The 22,756-nt window shown below is 60.6% G+C and carries 22 protein-coding genes and 5 pseudogenes; 16 read left to right on the top strand and 11 right to left on the bottom strand.

Features of this window, described 5'->3' with window-relative positions:
* The first annotated feature begins 437 nt into the window (after window positions 1-437).
* The 6 genes and pseudogenes from ACW4PC_RS16190 (at window position 438) to otsA (ending at window position 6,654) form a co-directional block, all read left to right on the top strand.
* On the top strand, window positions 438-1,115 hold the full coding sequence (locus ACW4PC_RS16190; RefSeq protein ID WP_455874425.1) for a FadR/GntR family transcriptional regulator: 678 nt from the start codon (window positions 438-440) through the stop codon (window positions 1,113-1,115).
* On the top strand, window positions 1,112-2,401 hold the full coding sequence (locus ACW4PC_RS16185; protein WP_455874424.1) for a CynX/NimT family MFS transporter: 1,290 nt from the start codon (window positions 1,112-1,114) through the stop codon (window positions 2,399-2,401). Before ACW4PC_RS16190 ends, ACW4PC_RS16185 begins: the two co-directional genes overlap by 4 nt.
* 54 nt (window positions 2,402-2,455) lie before the next feature.
* A pseudogene (locus ACW4PC_RS16180) lies at window positions 2,456-3,992 on the top strand (S10 family peptidase).
* Window positions 3,993-3,999: 7 nt separating this feature from the next.
* A complete protein-coding gene (locus tag ACW4PC_RS16175) occupies window positions 4,000-4,401 on the top strand; it encodes a GFA family protein (protein WP_455874423.1) in 402 nt (133 codons plus the stop codon).
* Window positions 4,402-4,438: 37 nt separating this feature from the next.
* Window positions 4,439-5,236 carry a trehalose-phosphatase gene (otsB, locus tag ACW4PC_RS16170; RefSeq protein WP_455874422.1) on the top strand — a complete coding sequence of 266 codons (798 nt, stop codon included), beginning with the start codon at window positions 4,439-4,441 and terminating at the stop codon, window positions 5,234-5,236.
* Window positions 5,237-5,280: 44 nt separating this feature from the next.
* Window positions 5,281-6,654, top strand: coding sequence for an alpha,alpha-trehalose-phosphate synthase (UDP-forming) (gene otsA / locus ACW4PC_RS16165; RefSeq protein ID WP_039843674.1), 1,374 nt, complete (start codon window positions 5,281-5,283; stop codon window positions 6,652-6,654).
* Here the strand turns inward: otsA and ACW4PC_RS16160 are convergent.
* Window positions 6,635-7,555 (bottom strand): choline sulfate utilization transcriptional regulator, encoded by a 921-nt coding sequence (locus ACW4PC_RS16160; RefSeq protein ID WP_455874421.1) that lies wholly within the window; start codon window positions 7,553-7,555, stop codon window positions 6,635-6,637. The genes otsA and ACW4PC_RS16160 overlap by 20 nt on opposite strands.
* Window positions 7,556-7,847: 292 nt before the next feature.
* Between ACW4PC_RS16160 and betC the strand changes: the two genes are divergently transcribed.
* Entirely contained in the window at window positions 7,848-9,362 is a 1,515-nt protein-coding gene (betC, locus tag ACW4PC_RS16155; protein ID WP_455874420.1) for a choline-sulfatase, read from the top strand.
* Window positions 9,363-9,387: 25 nt separating this feature from the next.
* On the opposite strand, the gene ACW4PC_RS16150 is transcribed toward betC, so the two are convergent.
* Complete coding sequence (locus tag ACW4PC_RS16150) at window positions 9,388-10,095, bottom strand: glutathione S-transferase family protein (RefSeq protein ID WP_455874419.1); 708 nt, start codon at window positions 10,093-10,095, stop codon at window positions 9,388-9,390.
* Window positions 10,096-10,208: 113 nt separating this feature from the next.
* On the opposite strand from ACW4PC_RS16150, the gene ACW4PC_RS16145 reads away from it, so the two are divergent.
* The gene (locus ACW4PC_RS16145; protein ID WP_455874418.1) at window positions 10,209-11,105 is read left to right on the top strand and encodes a LysR substrate-binding domain-containing protein; all 897 of its coding nucleotides are present in this window, start codon (window positions 10,209-10,211) and stop codon (window positions 11,103-11,105) included.
* 9 nt (window positions 11,106-11,114) lie between these two features.
* Here the strand turns inward: ACW4PC_RS16145 and ACW4PC_RS16140 are convergent, their stop codons facing one another.
* A complete protein-coding gene (locus tag ACW4PC_RS16140; protein ID WP_455874417.1) occupies window positions 11,115-11,417 on the bottom strand; it encodes an ArsR/SmtB family transcription factor in 303 nt (100 codons plus the stop codon).
* 50 nt (window positions 11,418-11,467) lie between these two features.
* Here ACW4PC_RS16140 and ACW4PC_RS16135 point away from each other — a divergent pair, with 50 nt between their 5' ends.
* Window positions 11,468-12,406, top strand: a complete 939-nt coding sequence (locus ACW4PC_RS16135) for a threonine/serine dehydratase (RefSeq protein ID WP_455874416.1) — start codon at window positions 11,468-11,470, stop codon at window positions 12,404-12,406.
* On the opposite strand, the gene ACW4PC_RS16130 is transcribed toward ACW4PC_RS16135, so the two are convergent.
* The gene (locus tag ACW4PC_RS16130; protein ID WP_455874415.1) at window positions 12,407-12,934 is read right to left on the bottom strand and encodes an Lrp/AsnC family transcriptional regulator; all 528 of its coding nucleotides are present in this window, start codon (window positions 12,932-12,934) and stop codon (window positions 12,407-12,409) included. It lies immediately after the preceding gene.
* An 82-nt stretch (window positions 12,935-13,016) separates the two neighbouring features.
* Between ACW4PC_RS16130 and ACW4PC_RS16125 the strand changes: the two genes are divergently transcribed.
* Window positions 13,017-13,403, top strand: a complete 387-nt coding sequence (locus tag ACW4PC_RS16125; protein ID WP_074066383.1) for a RidA family protein — start codon at window positions 13,017-13,019, stop codon at window positions 13,401-13,403.
* A gap of 7 nt (window positions 13,404-13,410) precedes the next feature.
* Here ACW4PC_RS16125 and ACW4PC_RS16120 read toward each other — a convergent pair whose 3' ends face one another.
* Window positions 13,411-14,994, bottom strand: coding sequence for a peptide chain release factor 3 (locus ACW4PC_RS16120; RefSeq protein ID WP_455874414.1), 1,584 nt, complete (start codon window positions 14,992-14,994; stop codon window positions 13,411-13,413).
* Between the two features lie 90 nt (window positions 14,995-15,084).
* On the opposite strand from ACW4PC_RS16120, the gene dut reads away from it, so the two are divergent.
* Both dut and ACW4PC_RS16110 read left to right on the top strand, forming a co-directional pair.
* Window positions 15,085-15,555, top strand: coding sequence for a dUTP diphosphatase (gene dut, locus ACW4PC_RS16115; RefSeq protein ID WP_455874413.1), 471 nt, complete (start codon window positions 15,085-15,087; stop codon window positions 15,553-15,555).
* A pseudogene (locus ACW4PC_RS16110) lies at window positions 15,552-16,452 on the top strand (GNAT family N-acetyltransferase). The gene dut and the pseudogene ACW4PC_RS16110 overlap by 4 nt, the downstream one beginning before the upstream one ends.
* A 25-nt stretch (window positions 16,453-16,477) precedes the next feature.
* Here the strand turns inward: ACW4PC_RS16110 and ACW4PC_RS16105 are convergent.
* A complete protein-coding gene (locus tag ACW4PC_RS16105; RefSeq protein ID WP_372414858.1) occupies window positions 16,478-16,942 on the bottom strand; it encodes an Lrp/AsnC family transcriptional regulator in 465 nt (154 codons plus the stop codon).
* A 107-nt stretch (window positions 16,943-17,049) separates the two neighbouring features.
* Between ACW4PC_RS16105 and ACW4PC_RS16100 the strand changes: the two genes are divergently transcribed.
* Window positions 17,050-17,946: a DMT family transporter gene (locus ACW4PC_RS16100; RefSeq protein WP_455874412.1), complete on the top strand. Its 897-nt coding sequence runs from the start codon at window positions 17,050-17,052 to the stop codon at window positions 17,944-17,946.
* Here ACW4PC_RS16100 and ACW4PC_RS16095 read toward each other — a convergent pair.
* Window positions 17,933-18,493, bottom strand: coding sequence for a cysteine hydrolase family protein (locus ACW4PC_RS16095; protein ID WP_455874411.1), 561 nt, complete (start codon window positions 18,491-18,493; stop codon window positions 17,933-17,935). The two genes, ACW4PC_RS16100 and ACW4PC_RS16095, sit on opposite strands and share 14 nt — an antisense overlap.
* Before the next feature lie 105 nt (window positions 18,494-18,598).
* Here ACW4PC_RS16095 and ACW4PC_RS16090 point away from each other — a divergent pair, with 105 nt between their 5' ends.
* The 3 genes and pseudogenes from ACW4PC_RS16090 to ACW4PC_RS16080 all read left to right on the top strand — a co-directional run bounded on the left by ACW4PC_RS16090 (window position 18,599) and on the right by ACW4PC_RS16080 (window position 20,315).
* The gene (locus tag ACW4PC_RS16090; RefSeq protein WP_455874410.1) at window positions 18,599-19,216 is read left to right on the top strand and encodes a LysE family translocator; all 618 of its coding nucleotides are present in this window, start codon (window positions 18,599-18,601) and stop codon (window positions 19,214-19,216) included.
* 132 nt (window positions 19,217-19,348) lie between these two features.
* Window positions 19,349-19,951: a PLP-dependent cysteine synthase family protein gene (locus tag ACW4PC_RS16085; protein ID WP_455874409.1), complete on the top strand. Its 603-nt coding sequence runs from the start codon at window positions 19,349-19,351 to the stop codon at window positions 19,949-19,951.
* A pseudogene (locus ACW4PC_RS16080) lies at window positions 19,837-20,315 on the top strand (pyridoxal-phosphate dependent enzyme). Before ACW4PC_RS16085 ends, ACW4PC_RS16080 begins: the two are co-directional and overlap by 115 nt.
* A gap of 43 nt (window positions 20,316-20,358) precedes the next feature.
* Here ACW4PC_RS16080 and ACW4PC_RS16075 read toward each other — a convergent pair.
* The 4 genes and pseudogenes from ACW4PC_RS16075 to gshB all read right to left on the bottom strand — a co-directional run.
* Window positions 20,359-20,535, bottom strand: a pseudogene (locus ACW4PC_RS16075) (magnesium chelatase subunit ChlI family protein); the annotation flags it as partial.
* A 241-nt stretch (window positions 20,536-20,776) separates the two neighbouring features.
* A complete protein-coding gene (locus ACW4PC_RS16070) occupies window positions 20,777-21,400 on the bottom strand; it encodes a hypothetical protein (RefSeq protein ID WP_455874408.1) in 624 nt (207 codons plus the stop codon).
* 49 nt (window positions 21,401-21,449) lie between these two features.
* Window positions 21,450-21,716: pseudogene (locus ACW4PC_RS16065) on the bottom strand (magnesium chelatase domain-containing protein); the annotation flags it as partial.
* A gap of 55 nt (window positions 21,717-21,771) precedes the next feature.
* The gene (gene gshB, locus ACW4PC_RS16060; protein WP_455874407.1) at window positions 21,772-22,719 is read right to left on the bottom strand and encodes a glutathione synthase; all 948 of its coding nucleotides are present in this window, start codon (window positions 22,717-22,719) and stop codon (window positions 21,772-21,774) included.
* Window positions 22,720-22,756 lie beyond the last annotated feature (37 nt).

Here is a 22,756-nt window from a genome sequence, read left to right as displayed (position 1 = left end):
ATAAAAACTTAACGATTGCAAATTTTGCAAGGCGGCATGCGAGTTGGAAACACTTCAGGCGATCACATTCGTTGAGCACGCATCTTCATTTGTGAACATTGGCTCTTGGCTGGGTCACGGCGGTCCGCAAGGATTTCTCTTGCATCGCCGAAATTTTTCCTTACCTTTTAAGCATCAGCAACAGAACGAAAGGAAGGTGATCCAATGTCTAATGAGATTTCGGACCTCGTAACGGGCATGGGAGAGGTGACGAAAGCGAGGCAGCCCTCGCTCTAATCCCCGCCTTCCTGGGGCCGCCTTGACGGTCCAGGCCAGCTACAGGCCAAACTCATGGAAAGGGTCGCTGAGGCGGCCCTTTTTTATTTTGCAGAATTTCTTTGACCGCAACCGAGCCATGGCATATTCATAAAGTCATCTGATGACTTTATGAGTATGCCATGCAACCGCTCTACAAGACAAATCTGGCCGAGACCGCGATTGAAGCGATCCGCGGCGAAATCCTCGCCAAGCGATGGAGTGTCGGCGCCAAGCTGCCGAACGAAGCCGCTCTTTCCGCCGCGCTGGCAGTCAGCCGGGGCACGATCCGCGAGGCCGTGCGCGTGCTTGTCTCTCAGGGCCTGCTCGAAACGCGACAAGGCTCTGGCACCTACGTCCTTTCGACGAGGGATGCCAGTCGACCACTGACGATGGCGAGGCGGGCAAGTCTGCGCGACCAGTTCGAAGCGCGCTGCGCCCTGGACGTCGAGGCAGCCCGCCTCGCCTCGCTGCGGCAGACGCCAGAAATTATAACTCTGCTGCGCGACCTCCTGGCCAAGCGCGGCAAATACGAAGGGGGCGACAAGGCGGCCTTCGTCGAGCGCGATCTTGCCTTTCACAAAGCGATCATCGCTGCCTCCGGCAACCGGGCGATGATCGAGATCTATGACTTCTTCTCGGCCTCGATTGCCGAAACCATCGAGGCAACGCTCGGGCAGGATATTCCCGAGCCCGACACGAAAGCGCACGCCGATATCATCGATGCCATCGAGACCGGTCTCCCCGCCAAGGCGGATGCCGCCGTACGCCGCTTCATGAAGCCGGTGATTGCCGCCCTTGAACGGATGATTCTCTCGTGACCTCCTCCATTTCCGACGCGGCCGAGGCACTCGAGGCCATCGACGAGCAGTTGATCGATGCCGAGGCGGACAGTATTCCCGCACCCGAAGCACCGGCACGGTCGACAGCGGCAAGCCGTATCATTCTCGGTGTCAGCCTCGTACTCATCGCCTTCAACCTTCGCCCCGTGTTCTCCAGCGCATCCGCGCTGCTGCCGGAAATTCGCGCGGGGCTTGGCCTTGCGGCCCTCGGCGCGAGCCTGCTGACCACGCTTCCCGTCGTTTGCCTGGGCGCTTTTTCGCCGCTCGCGCCAAAGCTGGCACAGCGATTGGGTGCCGAGCGAACGCTCCTCGGCGTGCTCGTGCTGCTGGCACTCGGCACGGCCATGCGCGGGCTATCGTCGGTTGCGCTACTCTTTCTCGGAACCGCGCTTGCTGGCGCTTGTATCGCCGTCGGAAACGTCCTTCTTCCTGGCCTGGTCAAGCGCGACTTCGCCGACCGCACAGCGCTGATGACCGGATGTTATACGATGGCGCTCTGCGCCGGCGCAGCGAGCGCTGCCGGTTTCACACTGCCGATCGAGCACGCGCTCGACGGATCGCTGGAGGGCGCTCTTGCCGCCTGGGCATTGCCCGCCTTCGTCGTCGCCTTGATCTGGCTTCCGCAGGTTCTGAGGATACCGGCGCAGACGCGGCGAAGCGGCTTCAGGGTCGAGGGCCTCTGGCGGGACCGGCTTGCCTGGCAGGTCACCCTTTTCATGGGCCTTCAATCAGCGCTCGCCTATTGCGTCTTCGGCTGGCTCGTGCCGATCCTGCGCGAGCGCGGCCTCGACGGCGTGACTGCCGGCGCCATCGTTTCGGTATCAGTCATGGTACAGGCCGCCGCCTGCCTCGTGGCACCGCAGATTGCCGTACGCGGCAAAGACCAGCGGCTGATCAACGCTGCGCTGTGCGTCATTGCCGTGGTGGCCCTGCTTGGCCTGCTCTTCGCGCCGCTTTCGACGGTCTGGCTTTGGGCAGTGCTGCAGGGAATGGGACAAGGCGGCCTGATTGCAGTGGCAATGACAACGATCGTGCTGCGCTCGCGTGATCCGCATGTCGCCGCTCACCTGTCCGGCATGGCGCAATGCGTCGGCTATCTGCTGGCCGCTGTGGGTCCGCTGATCGTCGGGCTCATTCGCGGCGCGACCGGAAGCTTTGCCTGGTCCGCAGTACTCTTCGTTCTGCTGGGATTTGGAGCCGCGATCAACGGCTGGAATGCAGGACGTGCGCTGCACGTGAATGCGCGCACGACCCAGACGACGTAAGCGCCTCTCCTCACCTGCGCATCACCATCTCTTGATACCCCTGCGAGATGGCAGATGTTACGCTATCTAAGATCGCGTTCCATCGCCCAGGAGGAAAGAGTGTCGTTCCGATCTGCCGCCATCCTGTTCGCGCTGCTGGCTCTTGCTGCACCTGCTGTCTCGAATGAGCGGCCCGGCGTCTTGAAGCTGTTGCCGTCCGATTCCGTGACCCAGCATGAACAGAACATCGCCGGGCGCAGGCTGGCCTATACGGCGAGCGCGGGCACGCTCGATCTCTTCGGGCAGGACGGCGCTCGCACCGGCGCGATATTCTACACCGCCTATACCGCCAAGGTGGGTGCGGCCAACCGGCCGATTACCTTCGCTTTCAACGGCGGTCCGGGCGCGGCTTCCGCATTTTTGCACCTTGGGCTCGTCGGGCCGCGCATATTGGATTTCGGTCCCCAGGCCCGGGACGGCGCAAATGCGAAGCTCGTCGACAACCCGCAGAGCTGGCTCGATTTCACCGATCTCGTGCTGATCGATCCGATCGGCACAGGATGGAGCCGCACGGCGAAGGCCGACGACGCTTCGAACTATTACAGCGTCAACGCCGATGCGCAGAGCATTGCAAAGGCGATCGCGCTTTATGTCGCGCACAACAATCGCTCTGGCTCACCAAAATATCTTCTCGGTGAAAGCTATGGCGGTTTCCGTGCCGCCAAGGTCGCCGCTGCCCTTCGGCAAAGCCAAGGCATCATCATCGCCGGCGCGGTCATGCTCTCGCCGTTGCTTGAGGGCCAGCTGATGTTCAATGCGGACCGGTTTGCGCTTGGGGCTGCTCTGGAGTTCCCGTCCCTCGCCGCCGCTGAAGCCGAGCGCCGAAAGACCTTCGACGAAGAAGCGCAAAGAGACGCGGAGAAGTTCGCGCTCGGCGAATATCTGACGACCTTGGCCGGACCAGCACCGGCGGGGGACGCTGCGAAGGCATTCTATGGCAAGGTCTCGACGATGACCGGCATTCCCGAAGACGTCGTCACCCGAAACCGCGGCTTCCTGGGCAATGCCTTTGCCAAGAATTCCGCCAAGCAGCAGGGCGAGGTGATGAGCCCCTACGATGCCTCGTTCGCAACGCCCGACCCTTATCCGGAGTCAGAACTCCGACCGCGGCGATGATGCGGTCCTCGACGGATTTACCCGCGCTTATGGTGGCGCTTTTGCCGATTACGCACGCAACGAACTCGGCTTCAGGACCGAGATGACCTATACGCTGCTCGAAAGCGACGTCAGCCGTCAGTGGGAATGGGGCGGTGGACACGGCAGCGGATCACGGCTGCAGGCGAGCATAACGGACGACATCCGCGAGCTACTGGGTTCCAATCCAAGTTTTCATTTGCTGATAGCACATGGCTACAGCGATATCGTCACGCCCTATGGGGTCAGCCGCTATGTCGTGGACCATCTGCCTGAAAGCCTGACGCAAGGCCGTGTAAGCCTGGACGTCTATCGCGGCGGCCATATGTTCTACACCAATGCGCAGGCGCGGGCCGCTTTCACCGCTGATGCCAAGGCCTTCTATGGCCAGCATCCGGCGGCGCAGATAGCCGAATGAGGAGCAAATGCACGTTACCGGGGGATGCCACTGCGGCGCGATTGCCTATGAGGCCGAGATCGATCCGGAGCGCGTCAGCATCTGTCATTGCACGGATTGCCAGCGGCTGACGGGGACGGCCTATCGCGTCAGCACGGTTGCGCGACAGGAAGATTTCCGGCTTCTCCGCGGTACGCCGAAAACCTATGTCAAGCATGGCGAAAGCGGAGCATGCAGCCGGCAATTCTTCTGTCTGGATTGCGGCTCGCAGCTCTATCGCATGGGAGAGGACAACGCCTTCGTCGGCATCCGTGTCGGCACGATCAACGAGCGGGCCGAGCTGTCGCCGCGCAAGCAGATCTGGTGCCGCTCTGCGCTGCCCTGGACCGGCAATATCGAAGCCCTGCCGCGCTTCGAAACGGAAAGTTAGGGTTGCCTGAAGCGGGGCCTGACATAGATAGAGCCTCATGTCATACCAGAAGCAGTCTCTCAGCGCCTCGAAACCGGATGCGGTTTCAGGGGAAGACTCTATTCTCGCTGTTCTCTCCGCCGAGCCGGAAAAATGGGCTCTCTTCATGGATATCGACGGGACCCTGCTCGAGTTGGCCGATACGCCGGACGACATCGTCGTTCCACCGTCGCTGCCCGCAAATCTCGACGCCTTGGCGACAAGGCTCGGAGGTGCGCTGGCCCTCGTGACCGGCCGGGGGCTCGACTATGCCGACCAGCTTTTTTCGCCGTTCCACTTTCCGATCGCCGGACTTCACGGTGCCGAGCGGCGCGACCCGGATGGAAGCGTGCGCAAAGCCGAAGTAACAGCGCAATTCGAGACGCTGAAGGCGGATCTCACCGCCGAGACTGCAGGTTGGGCGGGGGTTCTGATCGAGGATAAGGGAGCGGCGGTCGCCGCACATTATCGGCTTGCGCCGGACAGGGAGCTCGAACTCGAACCATTGATGGAACAGGCGCTTAGTCGAGCCGGACCGAACTGGACGATCCAGCACGGCAAGATGGTGATCGAAATTCGTCCGGCCAGCGCCGACAAGGGCAACGCGGTCGAAGCCTTTCTCGCACATCCGGTCTTTGCCGGCAGACGCGCCATTGCGATCGGTGACGACGTGACCGACGAAGCGATGTTTCGCACGGTCAACCGGCTTGGCGGCCATTCGATCCGCGTCGGGCCGCTTTCGCCTGCGAGCGAGGCGCGCGGCTCCATCCCCTCTGCCGAAGCTCTGCGCGGCATCATTGAGACATTGGCCTCGTGATGATTTGAGCGCCCGACGTATTTCATTGCATGAAAGGAACTGGCATGAGCCGTCTCGTCATTGTTTCCAATCGCGTGCCCGTTCCCGACAAGGGCGGCATTGCGCCCGCCGGCGGGCTGGCGGTCGCCCTGAAGGCAGCCCTTGAAGAGCGCGGCGGCATATGGATGGGCTGGTCGGGAAAGTCGAGCGGCGAGCATGAGCCGCAGCCGCTTGCACGGCTGGAGCAAGGCAACATCACCTATGCACTGACGGATCTGACCGATACCGATGTGGAAGAATACTATCACGGCTTTGCCAACCGCGTTCTCTGGCCGATCTGCCACTACCGGCTGGATCTTGCGGAATACGGCCGCAAGGAGATGGCCGGCTATTTCCGCGTCAACCGTTTTTTCGCCCATCGGCTGGCGCCGCTGATCGAACCCGATGACCTCATCTGGGTGCACGACTACCACCTGATCCCGCTCGCCGCGGAACTGCGTCAAATGGGCCTGAAGAACCGCATCGGCTTCTTCCTCCATATTCCATGGCCGCCTGCGGACGTGCTCTTCACAATGCCGGTTCACGAGCAGATCATGCGCGGCCTCTCGCACTACGATGTTGTCGGCTTTCAGACGGATCACGACCTTGAGAATTTCGCCGGCTGTCTCAGACGGGAAGGCATCGGCGACGAACTCGGCGAAGGCCGCTACAGCTCCCACGGCCGGACTTTCAAGGGCGGCGCCTATGCGATCAGCATCGAGACTGCAGCCTTTGCCGAATTCGCCCAAAGGGCCGCGACCAACAGCATGGTCAAAAAAGCGCGTCTAAGCATCGAAGGCCGCAGCCTGATCATCGGCGTCGACCGCCTAGATTATTCCAAGGGAATCACGCAGCGCATCGACGCTTTCGAGCGCTTCATCCTGGCCAACCCGGCACAGCAGGGGCGTGTCACCTATCTGCAGATCACTCCGAAGTCCCGCTCCGAAGTGCCTGAATACGAAGCCATGCAACGCACCGTGGCCGAGCAGGCCGGCAGGGTGAACGGCGCTCTTAGCGCCGTCGATTGGGTGCCGATACGCTATATCAACCGCTCCGTGGGACGCCACATTCTCGCGGGCCTCTACCGGCTCGGCAAAGTCGGCTTGGTGACGCCGCTCCGGGACGGGATGAACCTTGTCGCGAAGGAATATGTGGCCGCACAAAACCCGGACGATCCGGGCGTGCTCGTGCTTTCGCGCTTCGCCGGTGCTGCCCGCGAGCTGAAAGGCTCCCTGCTGGTCAACCCCTACGACATCGAGGGTACGGCAAACGCGATGGCGAGGGCGCTCAGCATGCCGCTGGAAGAGCGGAAAGAGCGCTGGCAGATGATGATGGACCATTTGCTCGAACATGATGTTTCGCGCTGGTGCCGGGATTTTCTCAAAGATCTTGCACCTTGAGCGCGTCTATGCCGGCCTCGGAGATCAGCCAGGCGGCAAGCCGATCAGTCTCCGCGCTCTGCGCTTTGGGCGGCACCAGCCAGTAGCCACGGTCCCTGGCCTCCAACATCGGTCCGGCCGTAACCAGCATACGTGACGCGAGCAGCGAATCGACCAGACCCATCCAGCCGATCGCCAGCCCCTGCTCGCCGATCGCCGCCTGCACGACAAGCGAATATGTGTTGAAACTGAGCTCGCCCTGCCCTACGGCCGCATCACGATTGATGCCGAGCTCGGCGAGGTAGCTCTTCCAATCGAACCACGGCGACGGTGCGCGCGTATCGAGATGCAGAAGACGCGCGCTGGCAATCTCGAACGGATCGAAGAAAGGGCCGTTTCGATCCAGAAAGCCTTGGGTGCAAATCGGGACGACCTTTTCCGGCAGAAGCAGCGTCGCGTTGCTGCCGAATTCCTGCCGCGTTCCGAAGACGACGGCAATGTCGCCATCCGGCGGGCCGTGCTCCATGCGCTGCGTCGCGACGATCTGGATGTCCATTTCGGGATAAAGCAGGCGGAAGGTATGCATACGTGGGATCAGCCAGAGCGATGAGAAGGCGTAATCCGTCCTCAGCCTGATCGCCGGACGTTCGGATTGGCTGCGAAAACTGCGCACCAACATGTCGATATCGTCAACCGTACGAGAGGTGACGTCGAAAAGCCTGCGGCCTTCCGACGTCAATTCGACACCGCGGTGCTGCCGCTGAAGGAGGCTGACGCCCATGTGCTCTTCCAGGCGGCGGATCTGATAGCTGACAGCAGGCTGGGTCAGGCCGAGAGTTCCGGCCGCAGACGAGAGACTGCCCATTTTCCCCACCGCGGCAAACACGCGAACCCATCCAAGGTCAATTGGTCGCTCTGCCATAAGAAATCCTTTGATCACCCATTGAAAAAAGCCAGCTTCACAAGGGGAACTAACCTGATGTTCAATAAATTGCTCGAATAACAGGGGAACTGCAATGGAAAGAATTCGCCCGCGAACCGGTTCGCTGACAGCCTCCTCTTCTTCCTCCTCCTCCGGTGCCGCTTCCCGCTGCATGGCAGAAGGCAAATCCAAAGGCCATCGATCCGCGGCTCTCCGGCGTCACCACGCTCGACGGGAAGCCTGATACGGTGAAAAGCTCGCTCAGCCTCTAATATCCAAGGACAAACGACACATGGCGCGCCCGAATATCCTCATCCTCATGGTCGACCAGTTCAACGGAACGCTGTTTCCGGACGGACCGGCCGAATTTCTTCACGCGCCGCATCTGAAGGCATTGGCGGAGCGTTCCGTGCGTTTCGCCAACACCTATACGGCAAGCCCGCTCTGCGCTCCGGCGCGAGCCTCCTTCATGTCGGGCCAGCTCCCCAGCCGGACACGCGTCTATGACAATGCCGCGGAATTTGCCTCCGACATCCCGACCTACGCGCACCATCTGCGGGCCGCCGGATATCAGACCGTGCTTTCCGGCAAGATGCATTTCGTCGGGCCAGATCAACTTCACGGCTTCGAAGAGCGGCTGACGACCGATATCTATCCCGCCGATTTCGGCTGGACGCCCGACTATACGAAACCCGGCGAGCGCATCGACTGGTGGTATCACAACCTTGGTTCGGTCACCGGCGCCGGCGCCGCCGAAATCACCAACCAGATGGAATATGACGACGAGGTCGCCTACCACGCGACCCGCAAACTCTACGATCTTTCGCGCCGGCAGGACGAGCGTCCATGGTGTCTGACCGTCAGCTTCACGCACCCGCACGACCCTTACGTGGCACGGCGGAAATTCTTTGATCTCTACGAAGACTGCCCGGCGCTCGACCCTAAGGTCGGACCAATCCCGTTCGATGAGCTCGATCCACATTCGCAGCGCCTGCTCGAGGCCTGCGACTACAAGGCTTTCGACATTACGCCCGAACACATCCGCCGCGCGCGAAGGGGCTACTTTTCCAGTATCTCCTATGTGGACGAGAAAATCGGCGAGATCCTCGACGTGCTCGAGCGCGGACGGATGGCGGAAAACACCATCGTCCTGTTTGTCTCCGACCACGGCGACATGCTCGGCGAACGCGGGCTGTGGTTCAAGATGTGCTTCTTCGACGGTTCGGCGCGGGTACCGCTGATGATTGCCGCGCCCGGCTGGAAGGCAACGCGAATCGATCAGCCGGTTTCAACGCTGGACGTGACGCCAACGCTGGCCGGACTTGCCGGTCTCGACATAAGCTCGCTCAAGAGATGGACCGACGGCGAGGATCTGGCCCCCCTCGCCATGGGCACCGGCAGTCGCGGCCCGGTGCCGATGGAATATGCTGCGGAAGGCTCCATCGCGCCGCTCGTCTGCCTGCGCGACAGGCGCTACAAGCTGTCGCTCTGCGATAAAGACCCGCCGATGCTGTTCGACCTCGATGCCGATCCGCACGAGCTCAAGAACCTCGCTACGGACCCGGCCCATACCGCGACGCTCAAGGCATTGACCGAACAGGCAAATAGACGCTGGAACCTCGCACACTACGACCAATCCGTGCGCGAAAGCCAGGCACGCCGCTGGATCGTTTATGCAGCGCTGCGCAATGGCGCCTATTATCCCTGGGACTACCAGCCGCTGCAGAAGGCCTCGGAGCGCTATATGCGCAACCACATGGACCTTAACGTTCTGGAAGAGAACCAGCGATATCCGCGCGGGGAATGACCCGCGCGGATAATTTTGCAAGAAATCAGGCTGCGTGCTTCAGATAGCCGAGCGCGTCTTCCAGCGTGACATGGCCACGAAAGCCACCTGTGCTTTCAGCCCGTTCTTCGTGTTCGATCGCCAGGGCAAAGCGCACTGCTTGATTTTCCTGCAGCCTCTCAAAGAGGCTGTTCAGTGCCGGGAATTGCTTGCGATCCACGACATTGTGGAAGTCGTTCCAACGTGCGATGCCGGCGAAATAAGCGTCGGCAAGGCTGGGTCCTTTGCCAAGCAGCCACTTGCGGCCGGCAAGAAGTTGCTCGAGTTCCCTATGGACCTTCTCGACCTTGGCAACGCCATAAGCGGTCAGCGCCTTCCTGGCATCCGGCTCCAGCTCATGCTCGATCGTGTACCAGAGCGGGCTGAAGGCGTTGAAAAAGCTGGTATTGAGATAGGCGAGCATCTGGTTCAGCCTATCAAACTCGGCGCTGCCCTGTGCAAAGCCGAGACCCTTGCGGATTTGGCCGGAAGCGATGTGGTTGAGGATTGCCATGCTCTCGCTGATGACACGGCCATCGCCAAGCATGAGCGAAGGTGTTTCGCCGATCGCGTTGATCCGCCCATAGTCTTCGCTCGAGACGACTTCCGGCATCTCAATGCGGCACAGATGATAAGGCTCGCCTGACCATTCGAGTGCGACAATGGAGGCAAAAGAGCAGCCTTCCGGCACGCCGTAAAACAAAATCGGAGACATTCGTCGTTCCTTTCGGGATTGAACTGATTTCACGATCAGAATATCGTTTTGTGGACGATTGCCGAACAGCTGCTCAAAATGCACATCAAAGTCTATAAATCTGGAAGATTGAATTGAGCTCCTTTAACCTCAACGATCTCAACCTTTTCGTTCACGCAGTCGAAGGCGGCAGCTTCACCGCCGCTGGACGGCGCCTCGGCGTTCCCAAATCGACGGTGAGCAAGCGGGTTGCGGAACTGGAGGCGAAGCTGGGCGCGCGACTGATCCAGCGCACCTCGCGCAGCTTTTCCCTCACGGATTTGGGACGCGATTTCTTCGAGCACGCGCAGGCATCCGTCATCGAAGCGGAGATGGCGGAAAGCATTGTCCGGTCGCGTCTCGGCGAGCCGAGCGGCACCGTGCGCATCACGGCCTCGGTGCCGACTTCGCAGTTCATGCTGGCCGAGCATCTGCCGGACCTGGCGCTCCGATATCCGAAGCTTAAAGTCTTTCTGCATGTCACCGATCGCTTCGTCGATATCGTACAAGAGGGCTTCGATATCGCAGTGCGCAGCCATCAGCTGCCGCTTGCCGATTCAAGCCTCGTGCAGCGTAAATTGGCAGAGCATGAATTTCTTCTCGTCGCCGCGCCATCCTATGTCGACAGGCACGGGGCTCCACAAAGGCCGGAGGATCTCGTGGCGCATGCTGCCGTCATGCCCAGCCTCACCGAGACGGCTTGGCGGCTTTTTTCCGCCACCGGGGACGAAACGCTGGTCAAGCCACCGGCGGTGATGGCGGCCGACGAACCTTTCGTCCTGCTACGAGCCGCGGCGGCGGGAATGGGAATCACCATTCTTCCGACTTCCGTCTGCCGAGAGGCCATAGAGCAAGGGCGATTGATCCGTATCCTGCCAGAATGGACGGCGGGCAACATCACGACAACGGTGCTCCTCCCGCATCGGCGCGGTCAACTGCCATCAGTGCGCGCCGTGGTGGAGTTCATAAGCGAGCGGCTGGGTCAGCCATGACCCCACCGATCATATGTGTGCGAAAAGCGCCTGCTTCAGCGCCGCGATGCGGTCTTCATTGCGCCGGTAGAAGATCCATTGCTTTATACGTTTTGCGTGTACCAGCTCAGCCTGCACCAATATACGCATATGTTCGCTAAGCGTTGCCGGAGTTATGCCCAGCTTTTCGGCGATGAGCACGGCGCAGACACCGTCGTCCTCTAGGTCGCCATCCACCTGAGGCAAGAAATGCTCCCGCGGCTCTTTCAACCATTCGAGAATGACGAGGCGGCGTTCATTGGCGAGGGCTTTCAGAATATCAACATCTTGCATTTCGTTATTTTGCCAAGTAACGAAATATTGTCAATCCATGGAGAGCCTGCATGCCGATCGCCCTTTCTGCCGAACGCATTGCCGAAATCGAAGGGCTGATCCGCCCCCATATCCGTCGCACACCCGTGATGTGCGTCGACATCGAGGATTTCGGCGGAGCGCCGCTCAAGGTCGATCTCAAGCTCGAATACCTGCAGCATTCCGGCTCCTTCAAGGCACGCGGCGCCTTTTCCCACCTCCTTACGCGGCAGGTGCCCGCAGCCGGCATCGTGGCAGCCTCCGGCGGCAACCACGGCGCGGCCGTTGCCTATGCCGCATCGCGGCTTGGCGTGCCGGCCACCATCTTCGTGCCGAGCGTCACCTCGCCTGCCAAGGCGGAGAAAATCCGCGCCTACGGCGCCAATCTGGTCATCGGCGGCGAGCGTTACGCCGATGCGCTCGCGGCGAGCGAGACCCATGAGCGGGCAAGCGGCGCGCTTGCCATACATGCCTATGACCAGGCGGAGACGCTGCTCGGTCAGGGAACGCTCGGCAAGGAGATCGAGGAGGACATGCCGGACATCACCACATTGCTGGTCGCAGTCGGCGGCGGCGGATTGGTCGGCGGCATCGCCGCCTGGTTTCGCGGCCGGGTGAAGATCGTCGCCGTGGAATCCGATGGAGCGCCGACCCTCTACGAGGCCTTCAGGGCGGGTAAACCAGTGGATGCTCCGGCAGGTGGCATTGCGGCAGATTCGCTCGCCCCGAAACGGGTTGGTGAACTGATGTTTCCTCTCGCGCAGCAATTCGTGCAGCCGCCGGTGCTGGTAACGGACGACGAAATCCGTGCTGCTCAGAAAGCCCTATGGGAAGGGGCGAGGGTCGTTGCCGAGCCCGGAGGTGCTGCGGCATTCGCAGCCGTGCTTTCCGGCAAATATGTTCCGGTACGGAATGAACGCGTCTGCGTCTTGGTCTGCGGCGCCAACACGGCGGCCGTGAAATTCGACTGACTATTCCGGCGGCAACGGCACACAGGGCCACCCGACCGTGACTTGCGCCTGTACCGGCCGCTCGAGATACGTGGAAAGCGCGACATAGCTGCGCGTGCCGCTGACGCCCGGCACGGAATGAATCTGACCGAGGAGAAATTCGAGCGCCTGCGGATTTTCCAACCGCACCTTGAGGATCATGCTGGCATCCCCGGCGACCGAGTGCATCTCCTCCACCTCCGGAAACCGGCTGATCTGCATCAGCCGTTCGCTCTTGCCCCAACCCGCCGCCTCCACATGCACGAAGGCCAACAACGGCTTGCCGACTGCTGGGCCATCAAGCCGGGCGACCACATCCCGGATGACACCGGACCGCTTCAGCCGCTTGACCCGTTCGTGCACCGACGGCGGAGAAAGCCCTACCTTCTCTCCCAGCACGGCGTAGCTCTGACCCGCATCGGCGGCGAGAGCTGCTAATATCTTTCGGTCGAACGGATCGAGGCAGGCCCTCTCCCGCCGCTTTTGCCGAATGCCGTCTGTATTTTCCATCCCTTCCTACTCCTGCATTTTCCAGCCGAACTTTATTCGGCAAAATAGCGGCAATGCCATATGAAATTCCAGAGGAGCAGAAATGGAAATGATCGTTCGCAATCCCCACGACGGCATCTACACCGCCACGTCCGATTACGTGCATGCCATGGAGGTGCGCCAGCCTGACCGTCTTGTCTTCGTTAGCGGAACGATGGGCCTTGATGAGGCCGGCGCAGCCGGCGTCGATCTAGACTCCCAACTCCAACTGATCTGGTCGAACCTCAGGCGAATTCTGGCAGAGGCACAAATGACCGCAGACAACATCGTGCGGCTGACCAGCTACCTGCGCGATGCTTCCTTTGCCGAGGCAAACCAGAATGCGCGGGTGGCGGCGCTCGGTGCGCGTCGGGTGCCCACAACAGCCATCGTCGTCGAAACGCTGCGGGAGGACTGGTTGGTCGAAATCGAGATTATTGCCGCCGCATAATTGGAAATCACGCCGCTTTGGCGACGTGATACTCCTTGATTGCGGCCATCTTGATTGCCGGATAGCGCTCCGCCTCGTAGCGCAGCGAGAAGCTGTCCTGCGCCAGGAACACCGGGTCGCCGTCGAGATCGCGGGCGATATCGCCGCGTTTGACCGTCAGGAACTTTTCGAGTTCCGCCGGCTGATCGGCCGATACCCAGCGGCAGACTGAGAAGCGCGACATTTCGAAAGAGACCGGCAGGCCGTACTCCGCCTGCAGGCGCTCCTTCAACACATCGAGCTGCAGGGCACCGACAACGCCGACGATGGCCGGCGAACCATCTTCCGGGGAAAAGAGCTGGACGACCCCTTCTTCGGCCATCTGCTGCAGGGCCTCCTTCAGCTTCTTCGCCTTCATCGCGTCTTCAAGACGGACACGACGGAGAATTTCCGGCGAGAAGTTAGGCACGCCCTGGAACACCAACGCTTCGCCTTCCGTCAGCGTATCGCCGATGCGCAGCGTGCCGTGGTTCGGAATACCGACGACGTCGCCCGCATAGGCGGTATCGGCGAGCTGTCTTTGCGAGGCAAAGAAGAACTGCGGCGCCGTGAGCCCCAGTTGCTTGCCCGTGCGCGCCAGACGTGCCTTCATGCCGCGTTCCAGCTTGCCGGAGCAGATGCGGGCGAAGGCGATGCGGTCGCGGTGGTTGGGGTCCATATTGGCCTGGATCTTGAAGACGAAGGCCGTCATCTTGTCTTCGCTTGCATGCACCTTGCGGGTATCGGCGACCTGGTCGCGCGGCGGCGGGGCGAATTCACCGAGCGCGTTGATGAGATCGCGGACACCGTAATTGCGGAGCGCCGAGCCGAAGAAGACCGGCGTCATGTGACCCTCGAGGAAAGCCTTGCGGTCGAAGGGACGGCAAGCCTCCATCGCCAGTTCCGTCTCGTCGATGAAGGCAACCCGCTCGTTTTCCGGCAACCGATCAGCCACGCTCTGAGGTCCGTTGACCGGCGTTGCTTCCACTTCCGTATCTGAACCGCGCACAGTGTTCGTGGCCAGGTGATATGAGCCACAGAAAGTTTTGGAGCGGCCGATTGGCCAGGTGATCGGCGCGGTGTCGAGCGCCAGTTTCTCCTCCACCTCATCCAGGATTTCGAACGGATCGCGGCTTTCGCGGTCCATCTTGTTGATGAAGGTGATGATCGGGATATCGCGCATGCGGCAGACTTCGAAGAGCTTCAGCGTGCGCGGCTCGATGCCTTTGGCGGCGTCGATCACCATGACGGCGGCGTCGACAGCTGTCAGCGTGCGATAGGTATCGTCCGCGAAGTCTTCGTGGCCGGGCGTGTCGAGAATGTTGAAGACGTTGTCGTCATATTCGAAGGTCATGACGGAGGTCACCACAGAGATGCCGCGCTCGCGCTCGATCTTCATCCAGTCCGACCGGGTCTGGATGCGATCCTTCTTCGCCTTGACTTCACCGGCGAGCTGAATTGCGCCGCCGAAAAGAAGCAGCTTTTCGGTGAGCGTGGTTTTGCCCGCGTCCGGGTGCGCGATAATAGCGAATGTGCGGCGGCGAGAAACCGCCTCGGCGAGACTTTCGGCCATGATGTGAATCCTGTGGAATTGCGGCGTATCTAGCGATTAAAGCCCGCCAATGCAATTGACCTTGGGCCTCCCGGCGCAAAGTAATGTCGCATGACCATTCACAACGACATCCGCCCGCAGCTCAACCTTGTCCGTTTGCCCAATGGCGAAGGTCTTGACCTGCCCTCCTATGAGACGAGCGGTGCTGCGGGCATGGACCTTCGGGCGGCCGTTGCCGATAACGAGCCGATGACGCTCGCGCCCGGCAAGCGCGCGCTGGTGCCGACCGGCTTCATCTTCGAAATTCCGGATGGCTACGAAGCGCAAGTTCGGCCCCGTTCGGGCCTCGCTTTCAAGCACGGCATCACCTGCCTCAACACTCCCGGCACGATCGACAGCGACTATCGCGGCGAAGTGAAGGTGCTGCTCGTCAATCTCGGCGATGAGCCGTTCGAAATCACGCGCGGCATGCGCATCGCGCAGATGGTCATCGCGCCGGTCACTCAGGTGCGCGTTGCAGAGATCACCGAAAGCACCACCACGGCACGCGGCGCCGGCGGCTTCGGCTCGACCGGCGTTTGAGCAAGTCGTTCGATAGTGCCGGGCTGACCTTTCGTCAGGCCTATTTCGACGATCGGACGGCATGGGCAGCGCTCGTCTCTCTCCTCGACGATACATTCGGCATCGATATCGGGCCGCTGCAGCAGCTCGGTGGCCCGGATCCGACTGGCATGCCTTTCGGCTGGTTTGCCGCCGACGACACGCTTGCCGCCAATCTATCCGCCTTTGCCATGCCGCTCGTCGTCAACGGCCGGCAGATCAACGCGGCCGCCTTCCAATCCGGCGCCGTTCGCCCGCCATGGCGCGGACGCGGGCTTTACCGCGACGTGACGCGTAAGGCGCTTGAATGGTGCGAGAGTTCGGCAGTTCGAGGCTATCGTGCTCTATACCGACAAGCCTTTGCTCTACGAACCTTACGGCTTCCGCAGCCTGCCGATGCACCGCTACTGCGGGGCAGCACCGCAACCACATTCCGCGGGAAAACCTGCCCGAGAGCTCGATCCATGGAATAAGGCCGATCTCGCTTTGCTGCAGGAGGCGCTGAAGACGCGGGCACCGGTTTCGGATGTGCTGGCCGTTTCGGGCAATGCGGCGATGTTTCTCGTAAATACCCAACTCGATCCCGAGGTTCGTTTGAGCTGGCTCGATGCGGAAAAAGCCGTCATCGCGTGGAAAGCCGGAGAGGCTGACCGCTTCTGCCTGCTCGACGTCGTCGCTACGGAAATTCCGTCGCTTGCCGTCATCCTCGGCAGGCTCGGCGAAGGGTCCGAACAGGTCGACGTCTTCTTTTCGCCGGACAAGCTTGACTGGCGCGGAGAGGCTCTCGCCTTCGACAGCGGTACGGCCTTCATGGTCCGCAGTACGACCGATCTCGCGCCTGCGTCGCCGGCGATGCTCTCGCCGATGGCGGACTTCTAGACGGAACGGTTCGCGATGCATCCATTCAGCGGCTCGAAAGCGGCGGCAGGCGGCGTTTGACAGGGGAAGCCTTGATCATCGAGGTGTTGGTCTCAGCCTTTTCGGCCACCTTGTCCAGAATACCGTCGAGTTCTCCCATCGATCGGACGACGAGGCGGGCGATAAAGCAATCGTCGCCGGTCACCTTGTCGCATTCGATGAATTCCGGCGTCTCCTGGATGATGCGCTCGACGACATGCAACTGTCCCGGCAGCGGCCGAACGCGGACGATTGCCTGTAGCGGATAGCCGAGGGCAGCCGGATCGATATCGATCGTGAAGGCCGTGACGATGCCGCGCTCCTCCAGCCTTCGCAGCCGTTCCGCCGCGCTTGGCGACGACAGGTTGGCCACCTGCGCCAGCTCTTTTAGCGAAATACGCGCGTTCTGCGCCAGCGCATCGAGGAGACGCTGGTCGATGCTGTCCAGGCGAGATGCTTCGTTAGCCGTCAATGCGAGTTTACCTTTCATTATTAGGAGAAATTCGACTATCGAGCATTGCAGATTATAGAGATTGGCATCCAAACACAATAATCTCCAAGGCACAAAAGGAGATCGCGATGCAGAACGATATAGGCAAAGGCACGGTTGAGATGACGGCAGCAATGGTAATTTCGGGAACGATCGGCTGGTTCGTCGTCATGTCCGGCCAGCCTGTGAGCGGAGTTGTTTTCTGGCGTTGCCTGTTTGGGGCTACGAGCCTTCTTGTCATCTGCGGCGCGCTCGGATTCTTGAAGCCCGGCATTCTCTCGCCGAGAACCTTTGGCATCGCCGTGCTCGGCGGGATCGCCATCGTGGCGAACTGGCTGCTGCTTTTCGCCTCCTATTCGCACGCATCGATCTCGATCGCGACCACCGTCTACAATACCCAACCCTTCATGCTGCTGGCGCTCGGCGCCGCATTCCTCGGCGAGAAGATCACTTTGGCGAAACTCTTTTGGCTGGCGCTCGCCTTTGCCGGCATGGTGGCGATTATCGAAGCCAAACCTGAGGCCGGCGGCATTTCAGGCAGCTACGGGCTGGGTATTGCGCTGGCACTTGGGGCGGCCTTCTTCTATGCGCTGGCGGCACTTGCTGCAAAGTGGCTGAAGGGCACGCCGCCGCACCTGATCGCGCTCATTCAGGTTTCGACCGGCATTCTCATGCTGGCGCCCGTGACCGACTTTTCGGACCTGCCTACAACGGCCGGATCGTGGTGCATTCTGGTGGCGATGGGCGTCGTCCATACCGGCCTGATGTATGTACTGCTCTACGGCGCAATCCAGAAGCTGCCGACACATCTCACCGGCGCACTTTCCTTCATTTACCCGATCGTTGCGATCGCGGTGGACGGCCTCGCTTTTGGTCGCGCACTGCAGCCATTGCAGATCCTCGGTGCGGCAATCATCCTTGTTGCGGCAGCGGGAATGAATCTCGGCTGGACGCCTGGACGTTGGCTGCGGCCTATCCGAAATTGACCGCCGCTGCCTGTGCAAGCCGGATTTCGTGGTTGCCGGCATCGAACTCGTCGAGCACGGCATTGTGGTGGGCAATGATCTGTTCGAAGCGGAGTTCGCCCATGTCGGCCGTCATATGTCCATCGGACATCAGCGTTACATCGTAGCCGAGCGAAACGGCGCGCCGCGCGGTGGTATCGACGCAGAACTGGGTCATGCAGCCGCCGACCACCAGCCTGGTGATGCCGTTCTCCTTGAGGCGCGCTTGGAGATCGGTTTCGAAGAACGAGTCGCAGCTGCGCTTGTGAACGACGATTTCGCGATCTTGAGGCGCAATCTCGTCGCGCAACTGCCAGCCTTCGCTGCCTTCCGCAAGACGGTGGGATGCGTGTCCGTCATGCTGGACGATGACGACCGGTGCATTCACCGCGCGGGCCTTTTGGAGAACCTCTGCGAGACGCGCCACCGTTTCGTCCAGCGTCTTGTCGATCAAAGGCTGGCGCGCGGTGCTTCCGAGGCCTTTCAAGATGGCGTTCTGAACATCGATCAGCAGCAGTCCGGTTGTCATCGGCTTTCTTCCCTTTCGGCGCACTTCTATCTGATTCGAGCGTGTCACTTCATCTTGAAAGCGGGCCGTAGCATCAGTAAGAGAAGCTGCCTGAGGAGAGCAAAGATGACCGTTGAAGCCCTGCTTGCCTATAGCGGCGCCCTTTTTATCGCTGCGATCATTCCCGGACCCGGCATCACTGCGATCGTTGCCCGCGCGCTCGGCTCGAATTTTCGCGAGACCTTCTTCATGGGTCTCGGCCTTGTTCTCGGCGACATCACGTACCTGACGGCGGTGATCCTCGGCCTTGCATTCGTGGCGCAGACCTTCACCGGAATATTCCTCATCATCAAATTCGCCGGCGTGCTTTACCTCTGCTACATTGCCTACAAGCTCTGGACGGCAGGTCTTTTGCCGCAGGATATTACCGCGCGCAGATCGAGCAGCATCGGTATATCCTTCCTGTCCGGCCTTCTGGTGACGCTCGGCAACCCGAAGACGATGCTCTTTTACGTCGCCCTCGTGCCGACACTAATCGACATCAACCACATCGGCCCTCGAGAATACGGCATACTTTTAGTCGCAACCTTCGTTGTGCTGCTTTTGGTTTTGATCCCTTACATGCTGCTTGCGTCGCGCGCCCGCACGATGCTGAAACAGCCGCGCGCGCTGCAAGCGCTCAACCGGGTTGCGGCGAGCGTCCTGGCCGGAACCGCAGCCTTTATCGCTGCACGGGCAGCCTGAAAAAATCATTCGGCAAAGCACCGTTTCCAAACGATTTTTTCTCTCGGACGACGCTTCCGTGGATCAAGCCCTCTGGCCGGCTTCGGCCTTTGACCCTATTCTCTCGCGCAACAATCATTAAGGGAGCGCACCATGTCGAGAAAACCGGGCCGCGGCCGCATCTACTCGTCGATCACGGAAACCATCGGCGATACGCCGATCGTCCGCCTCGACAAGCTGGCCAAGGAAAAGGGCGTGAAGGCCAATCTGCTCGCCAAGCTCGAATTCTTCAATCCGATTGCTTCCGTCAAGGACCGCATCGGCGTCGCCATGATCGAGAGCCTCGAAGCGCAAGGCAAAATTTCCCCCGGCAGGACGACGCTCATCGAGCCGACCTCCGGCAATACCGGCATCGCGCTCGCTTTTGCCGCCGCCGCCAAGGGCTACAAGCTGATTCTCACCATGCCGGAAACCATGTCGGTCGAGCGCCGCAAGATGTTAGCGCTGCTCGGCGCCGAACTCGTATTGACCGAGGGGCCGCGGGGGATGAAGGGCGCAATCGCCAAGGCGGAAGAACTCGCCGCGAACCCTTTCCGACGCCATCATCCCGCAACAGTTCGAGAATCGCGGCAAACCCGGAAATTCACCGCAAGACGACGGCCGAGGAAATCTGGAACGATACGGAAGGTGCCGTCGACATCCTCGTTTCGGGCATCGGCACCGGCGGCACGATCACCGGTGCCGGCCAGGTCCTGAAGTCGAAGAAGCCGGGCATCAGGGTAATCGCCGTGGAGCCCGAGCGAATCTCCGGTTCTTTCCGGCGGTCACGCCGGGGCCGCACAAGATCCAGGGCATCGGCGCCGGCTTTGCCCCGGCGATCCTCGATACGAAGATTTATGACGAAGTCGTCACCATCAACAGCGCGCAGGCGATGGAAACGGCGCGTCTTGTCGCCAGGCTTGAAGGCGTTCCGGTCGGCATTTCCTCAGGCGCGGCACTGGCGGCGGCAATCAAGATCGGCAGCCGCGAGGAAAATGACGGCAAGAACATCGTCGTCATCATCCCATCCTTCGCCGAGCGCTATCTTTCGACTGCCCTCTTTGAGGGTCTCGGAAACTGAACTTCCGGCGGAAAATCGGGGCGCTTCGGCGCCCCTTCCTCCGTCAGGCCGCCGCCGTCAGCCGTTCGCCGGCGATACGAGAGAAAATCGATTCCGCGCCACCTTGAGTACGCGGTGGTAGCCGCAGGCCCGAAAACCGCATCTTCTCCGCGGCCTGGCGCAGCAGATGCAGACCGCCGGCATCCGTTTCGGCATTTTTTTCGATCAACGCGGTCGGGCATTCGTGGCTATTCCACCAAAGCACGGCAGTTTCCGCCGGCATCTGGCCCGATGAGATCGGTCGCGGACACACCACTCAGCTAGGCTATCCTGCCGGTCTGCATGTCGAAGACGGATCACTGGTTCCCTGAACCCTCTTCGCGGTGAAGGCGGGGCTGATCGGAAATCTCATTGTTCCACTCCTCTTTGTTTCGTTGAGTGGAACATGATGGACCCGTTACAGCAGCTATTCAGGGGCCGCCTCAAGGACGACTAAACGGTTTCCCTTCCTCATCCTTACGGTTCAGCCGCTCGACCAACTCCTCGGCATCCTCCTCGGTGAGCATATCCATGACCACCCCATCGATAACGACCGCCTGTCCGGTGACTGCATCGACTACCGTCCAGTAGATGTTTAAGTTCTTGCGATGGCTATACCGCGCCGTTGCCATGAGGTGTTCCTTTGGGGGTGGCGAGGCCTTGGCTTTCCTCTTCCGCTTCCGCTGCTCGATTCCCTTCTCTTGGGCGTTAAGGATAAATTCAAGGTTGCTCGCGGTATCGTGAGGTAACCGATCGAGAACCGCTCCGTCCGTTTCCGCAGCCTTTCCTTCGCGGTAGTCTATGACACGCCAAGTGCCGTCGGAGTTCTCCTCTAAGCCGTACCGCTTGTAGGGCATTGGTTCGCCTTCGGTTACCTTATTTCCACTAAACGCCGACCCCGGAGTGTTTGTTGCAGATACTCGAGACCCCATCGAATATACAGCACGCACCGGCCCCCCCCCGGCACTGCTTCGATATGCCTTATAATTCACGATAACCGTTTGAAAACGATCAAAAAAGTTCTTCAAAACTGCGAATGATGCTTGGTTCTTGGCATTGCCCGCCACACCTTTGCCTCCCGACAAGTCTTTAAAGGTGTCGACCTCCCAGCACAATGAATGCCGTTTCCGCGCCGCTATCGGCACGGAAAATCAAGTCCTTTGCCTCCGCATTTGCGCCGATTGCTGCCGGAGGCGCGCCGGCAACGAGTGCAATCGTGCCGTCGAGATTGAGTTCGCCGAGCGCGACCAAATCGGCAAGCGCATCCGCCGGCATGGCGCCGAGCGCCGCCATCAGGCCAAGAGCAATCGGCAGGTCGAAGTGCGAGCTTCCTTTGGGAGATCGGCAACACAATAAAGGAACAAATTCACGTCTCAGCTGCAGTCAGGTTGCAGTGGGCTGTAGGGCGTAGACGAAGGGGAACACAAGCCGGAACACCCTATGGGCGCTTGCGCTCAATCGCATCCCATAGAAGGCTTGCGATATCAGGGCCGCCGAACTTGCGGACCTCGCGAATCCCGGTCGGCGACGTGACGTTGATTTCGGTCATGTAGTCGCCGATGACATCGATGCCGACGAGCAGGAAGCCGCGTTCCCTGAGCGCCGGGCCGATGCGTTGGCAGATTTCCTTTTCACGCGCTGTGAGCTCGGTCGCTTCCGCGCGGCCGCCGACATGCATGTTGGAGCGACTGTCGTGGTCGGCAGGAACCCGGTTGATCGCGCCTGCCGGCTCGCCGTCAACTAAGATGATGCGCTTGTCGCCCTTGCGGACATCGGGAAGATACTGCTGGGCGATAAAGGGTTCGCGGAAGAGCTGACCGAACATTTCGAGCAGCGAGGACAGGTTGCGGTCGTCCCTCGTCGAGTGGAAGACGCCGGCACCGCCGTTTCCGTAAAGCGGCTTCAAGATGATATCGCCCATCTCGTCGCGGAAGCGGCGGACCTCGGCCGCATCCTTGGTGATCAGCGTCTTCGGCATGAGATCGGCAAATTCGGTGACGAAGATCTTCTCAGGCGAATTGCGCACCCAGGCCGGATCATTGACAACGAGCGTCTTCGGGTGAATGCGTTCCAAGAGATGCGTGGAGGTGATGTAGGCCATGTCAAAGGGCGGATCCTGGCGGAGCAGCACGACATCCATGGTCGAAAGATCGACCCGTTCGGGCGCACCGAGCTCGAAATGATCGCCCTTCACGTCGCGCAGCAGCATCGGTTCAACGGAAGCGTAAAGCTTGCCGTCGCGGAGGCTCAGCCGCTCAGGCGTATAATGGAAAAGCGTGTAGCCTCGGGCTTGGGCCTCAAGACTCATGGCGAAGGTAGAATCGCCTGCAATGTTGATGCCTGCGACATGGTCCATCTGGACCGCTACGTTCTTGATCTTGGCCATTTCCGTCCCTCAGTGAGTGCCGGACAGATGTAGGTCG

Source organism: Rhizobium yanglingense, from assembly GCF_977109285.1.
The sequence above is the reverse complement of the archived record's forward strand: the minus strand, read 5'-3'. Positions and strand labels throughout refer to the sequence as shown.

What these genes read in the sequence shown, in the direction of transcription:
- ACW4PC_RS16135 (WP_455874416.1), top strand. Translation starts at nt 11,468, where the DNA reads ATGCCGATCGCCCTTTCTGCCGAACGCATTGCCGAAATCGAAGGGCTG.
- ACW4PC_RS16090 (WP_455874410.1), top strand. Translation starts at nt 18,599, where the DNA reads ATGACCGTTGAAGCCCTGCTTGCCTATAGCGGCGCCCTTTTTATCGCT.
- otsB (WP_455874422.1), top strand. Translation starts at nt 4,439, where the DNA reads ATGTCATACCAGAAGCAGTCTCTCAGCGCCTCGAAACCGGATGCGGTT.
- dut (WP_455874413.1), top strand. Translation starts at nt 15,085, where the DNA reads ATGACCATTCACAACGACATCCGCCCGCAGCTCAACCTTGTCCGTTTG.
- ACW4PC_RS16140 (WP_455874417.1), bottom strand. Translation starts at nt 11,417, where the DNA reads ATGCAAGATGTTGATATTCTGAAAGCCCTCGCCAATGAACGCCGCCTC.
- otsA (WP_039843674.1), top strand. Translation starts at nt 5,281, where the DNA reads ATGAGCCGTCTCGTCATTGTTTCCAATCGCGTGCCCGTTCCCGACAAG.
- ACW4PC_RS16100 (WP_455874412.1), top strand. Translation starts at nt 17,050, where the DNA reads ATGCAGAACGATATAGGCAAAGGCACGGTTGAGATGACGGCAGCAATG.
- ACW4PC_RS16085 (WP_455874409.1), top strand. Translation starts at nt 19,349, where the DNA reads ATGTCGAGAAAACCGGGCCGCGGCCGCATCTACTCGTCGATCACGGAA.
- ACW4PC_RS16120 (WP_455874414.1), bottom strand. Translation starts at nt 14,994, where the DNA reads ATGGCCGAAAGTCTCGCCGAGGCGGTTTCTCGCCGCCGCACATTCGCT.
- ACW4PC_RS16130 (WP_455874415.1), bottom strand. Translation starts at nt 12,934, where the DNA reads ATGGAAAATACAGACGGCATTCGGCAAAAGCGGCGGGAGAGGGCCTGC.
- ACW4PC_RS16150 (WP_455874419.1), bottom strand. Translation starts at nt 10,095, where the DNA reads ATGTCTCCGATTTTGTTTTACGGCGTGCCGGAAGGCTGCTCTTTTGCC.
- gshB (WP_455874407.1), bottom strand. Translation starts at nt 22,719, where the DNA reads ATGGCCAAGATCAAGAACGTAGCGGTCCAGATGGACCATGTCGCAGGC.
- ACW4PC_RS16125 (WP_074066383.1), top strand. Translation starts at nt 13,017, where the DNA reads ATGGAAATGATCGTTCGCAATCCCCACGACGGCATCTACACCGCCACG.
- ACW4PC_RS16160 (WP_455874421.1), bottom strand. Translation starts at nt 7,555, where the DNA reads ATGGCAGAGCGACCAATTGACCTTGGATGGGTTCGCGTGTTTGCCGCG.
- ACW4PC_RS16190 (WP_455874425.1), top strand. Translation starts at nt 438, where the DNA reads ATGCAACCGCTCTACAAGACAAATCTGGCCGAGACCGCGATTGAAGCG.
- ACW4PC_RS16095 (WP_455874411.1), bottom strand. Translation starts at nt 18,493, where the DNA reads ATGACAACCGGACTGCTGCTGATCGATGTTCAGAACGCCATCTTGAAA.
- ACW4PC_RS16175 (WP_455874423.1), top strand. Translation starts at nt 4,000, where the DNA reads ATGCACGTTACCGGGGGATGCCACTGCGGCGCGATTGCCTATGAGGCC.
- betC (WP_455874420.1), top strand. Translation starts at nt 7,848, where the DNA reads ATGGCGCGCCCGAATATCCTCATCCTCATGGTCGACCAGTTCAACGGA.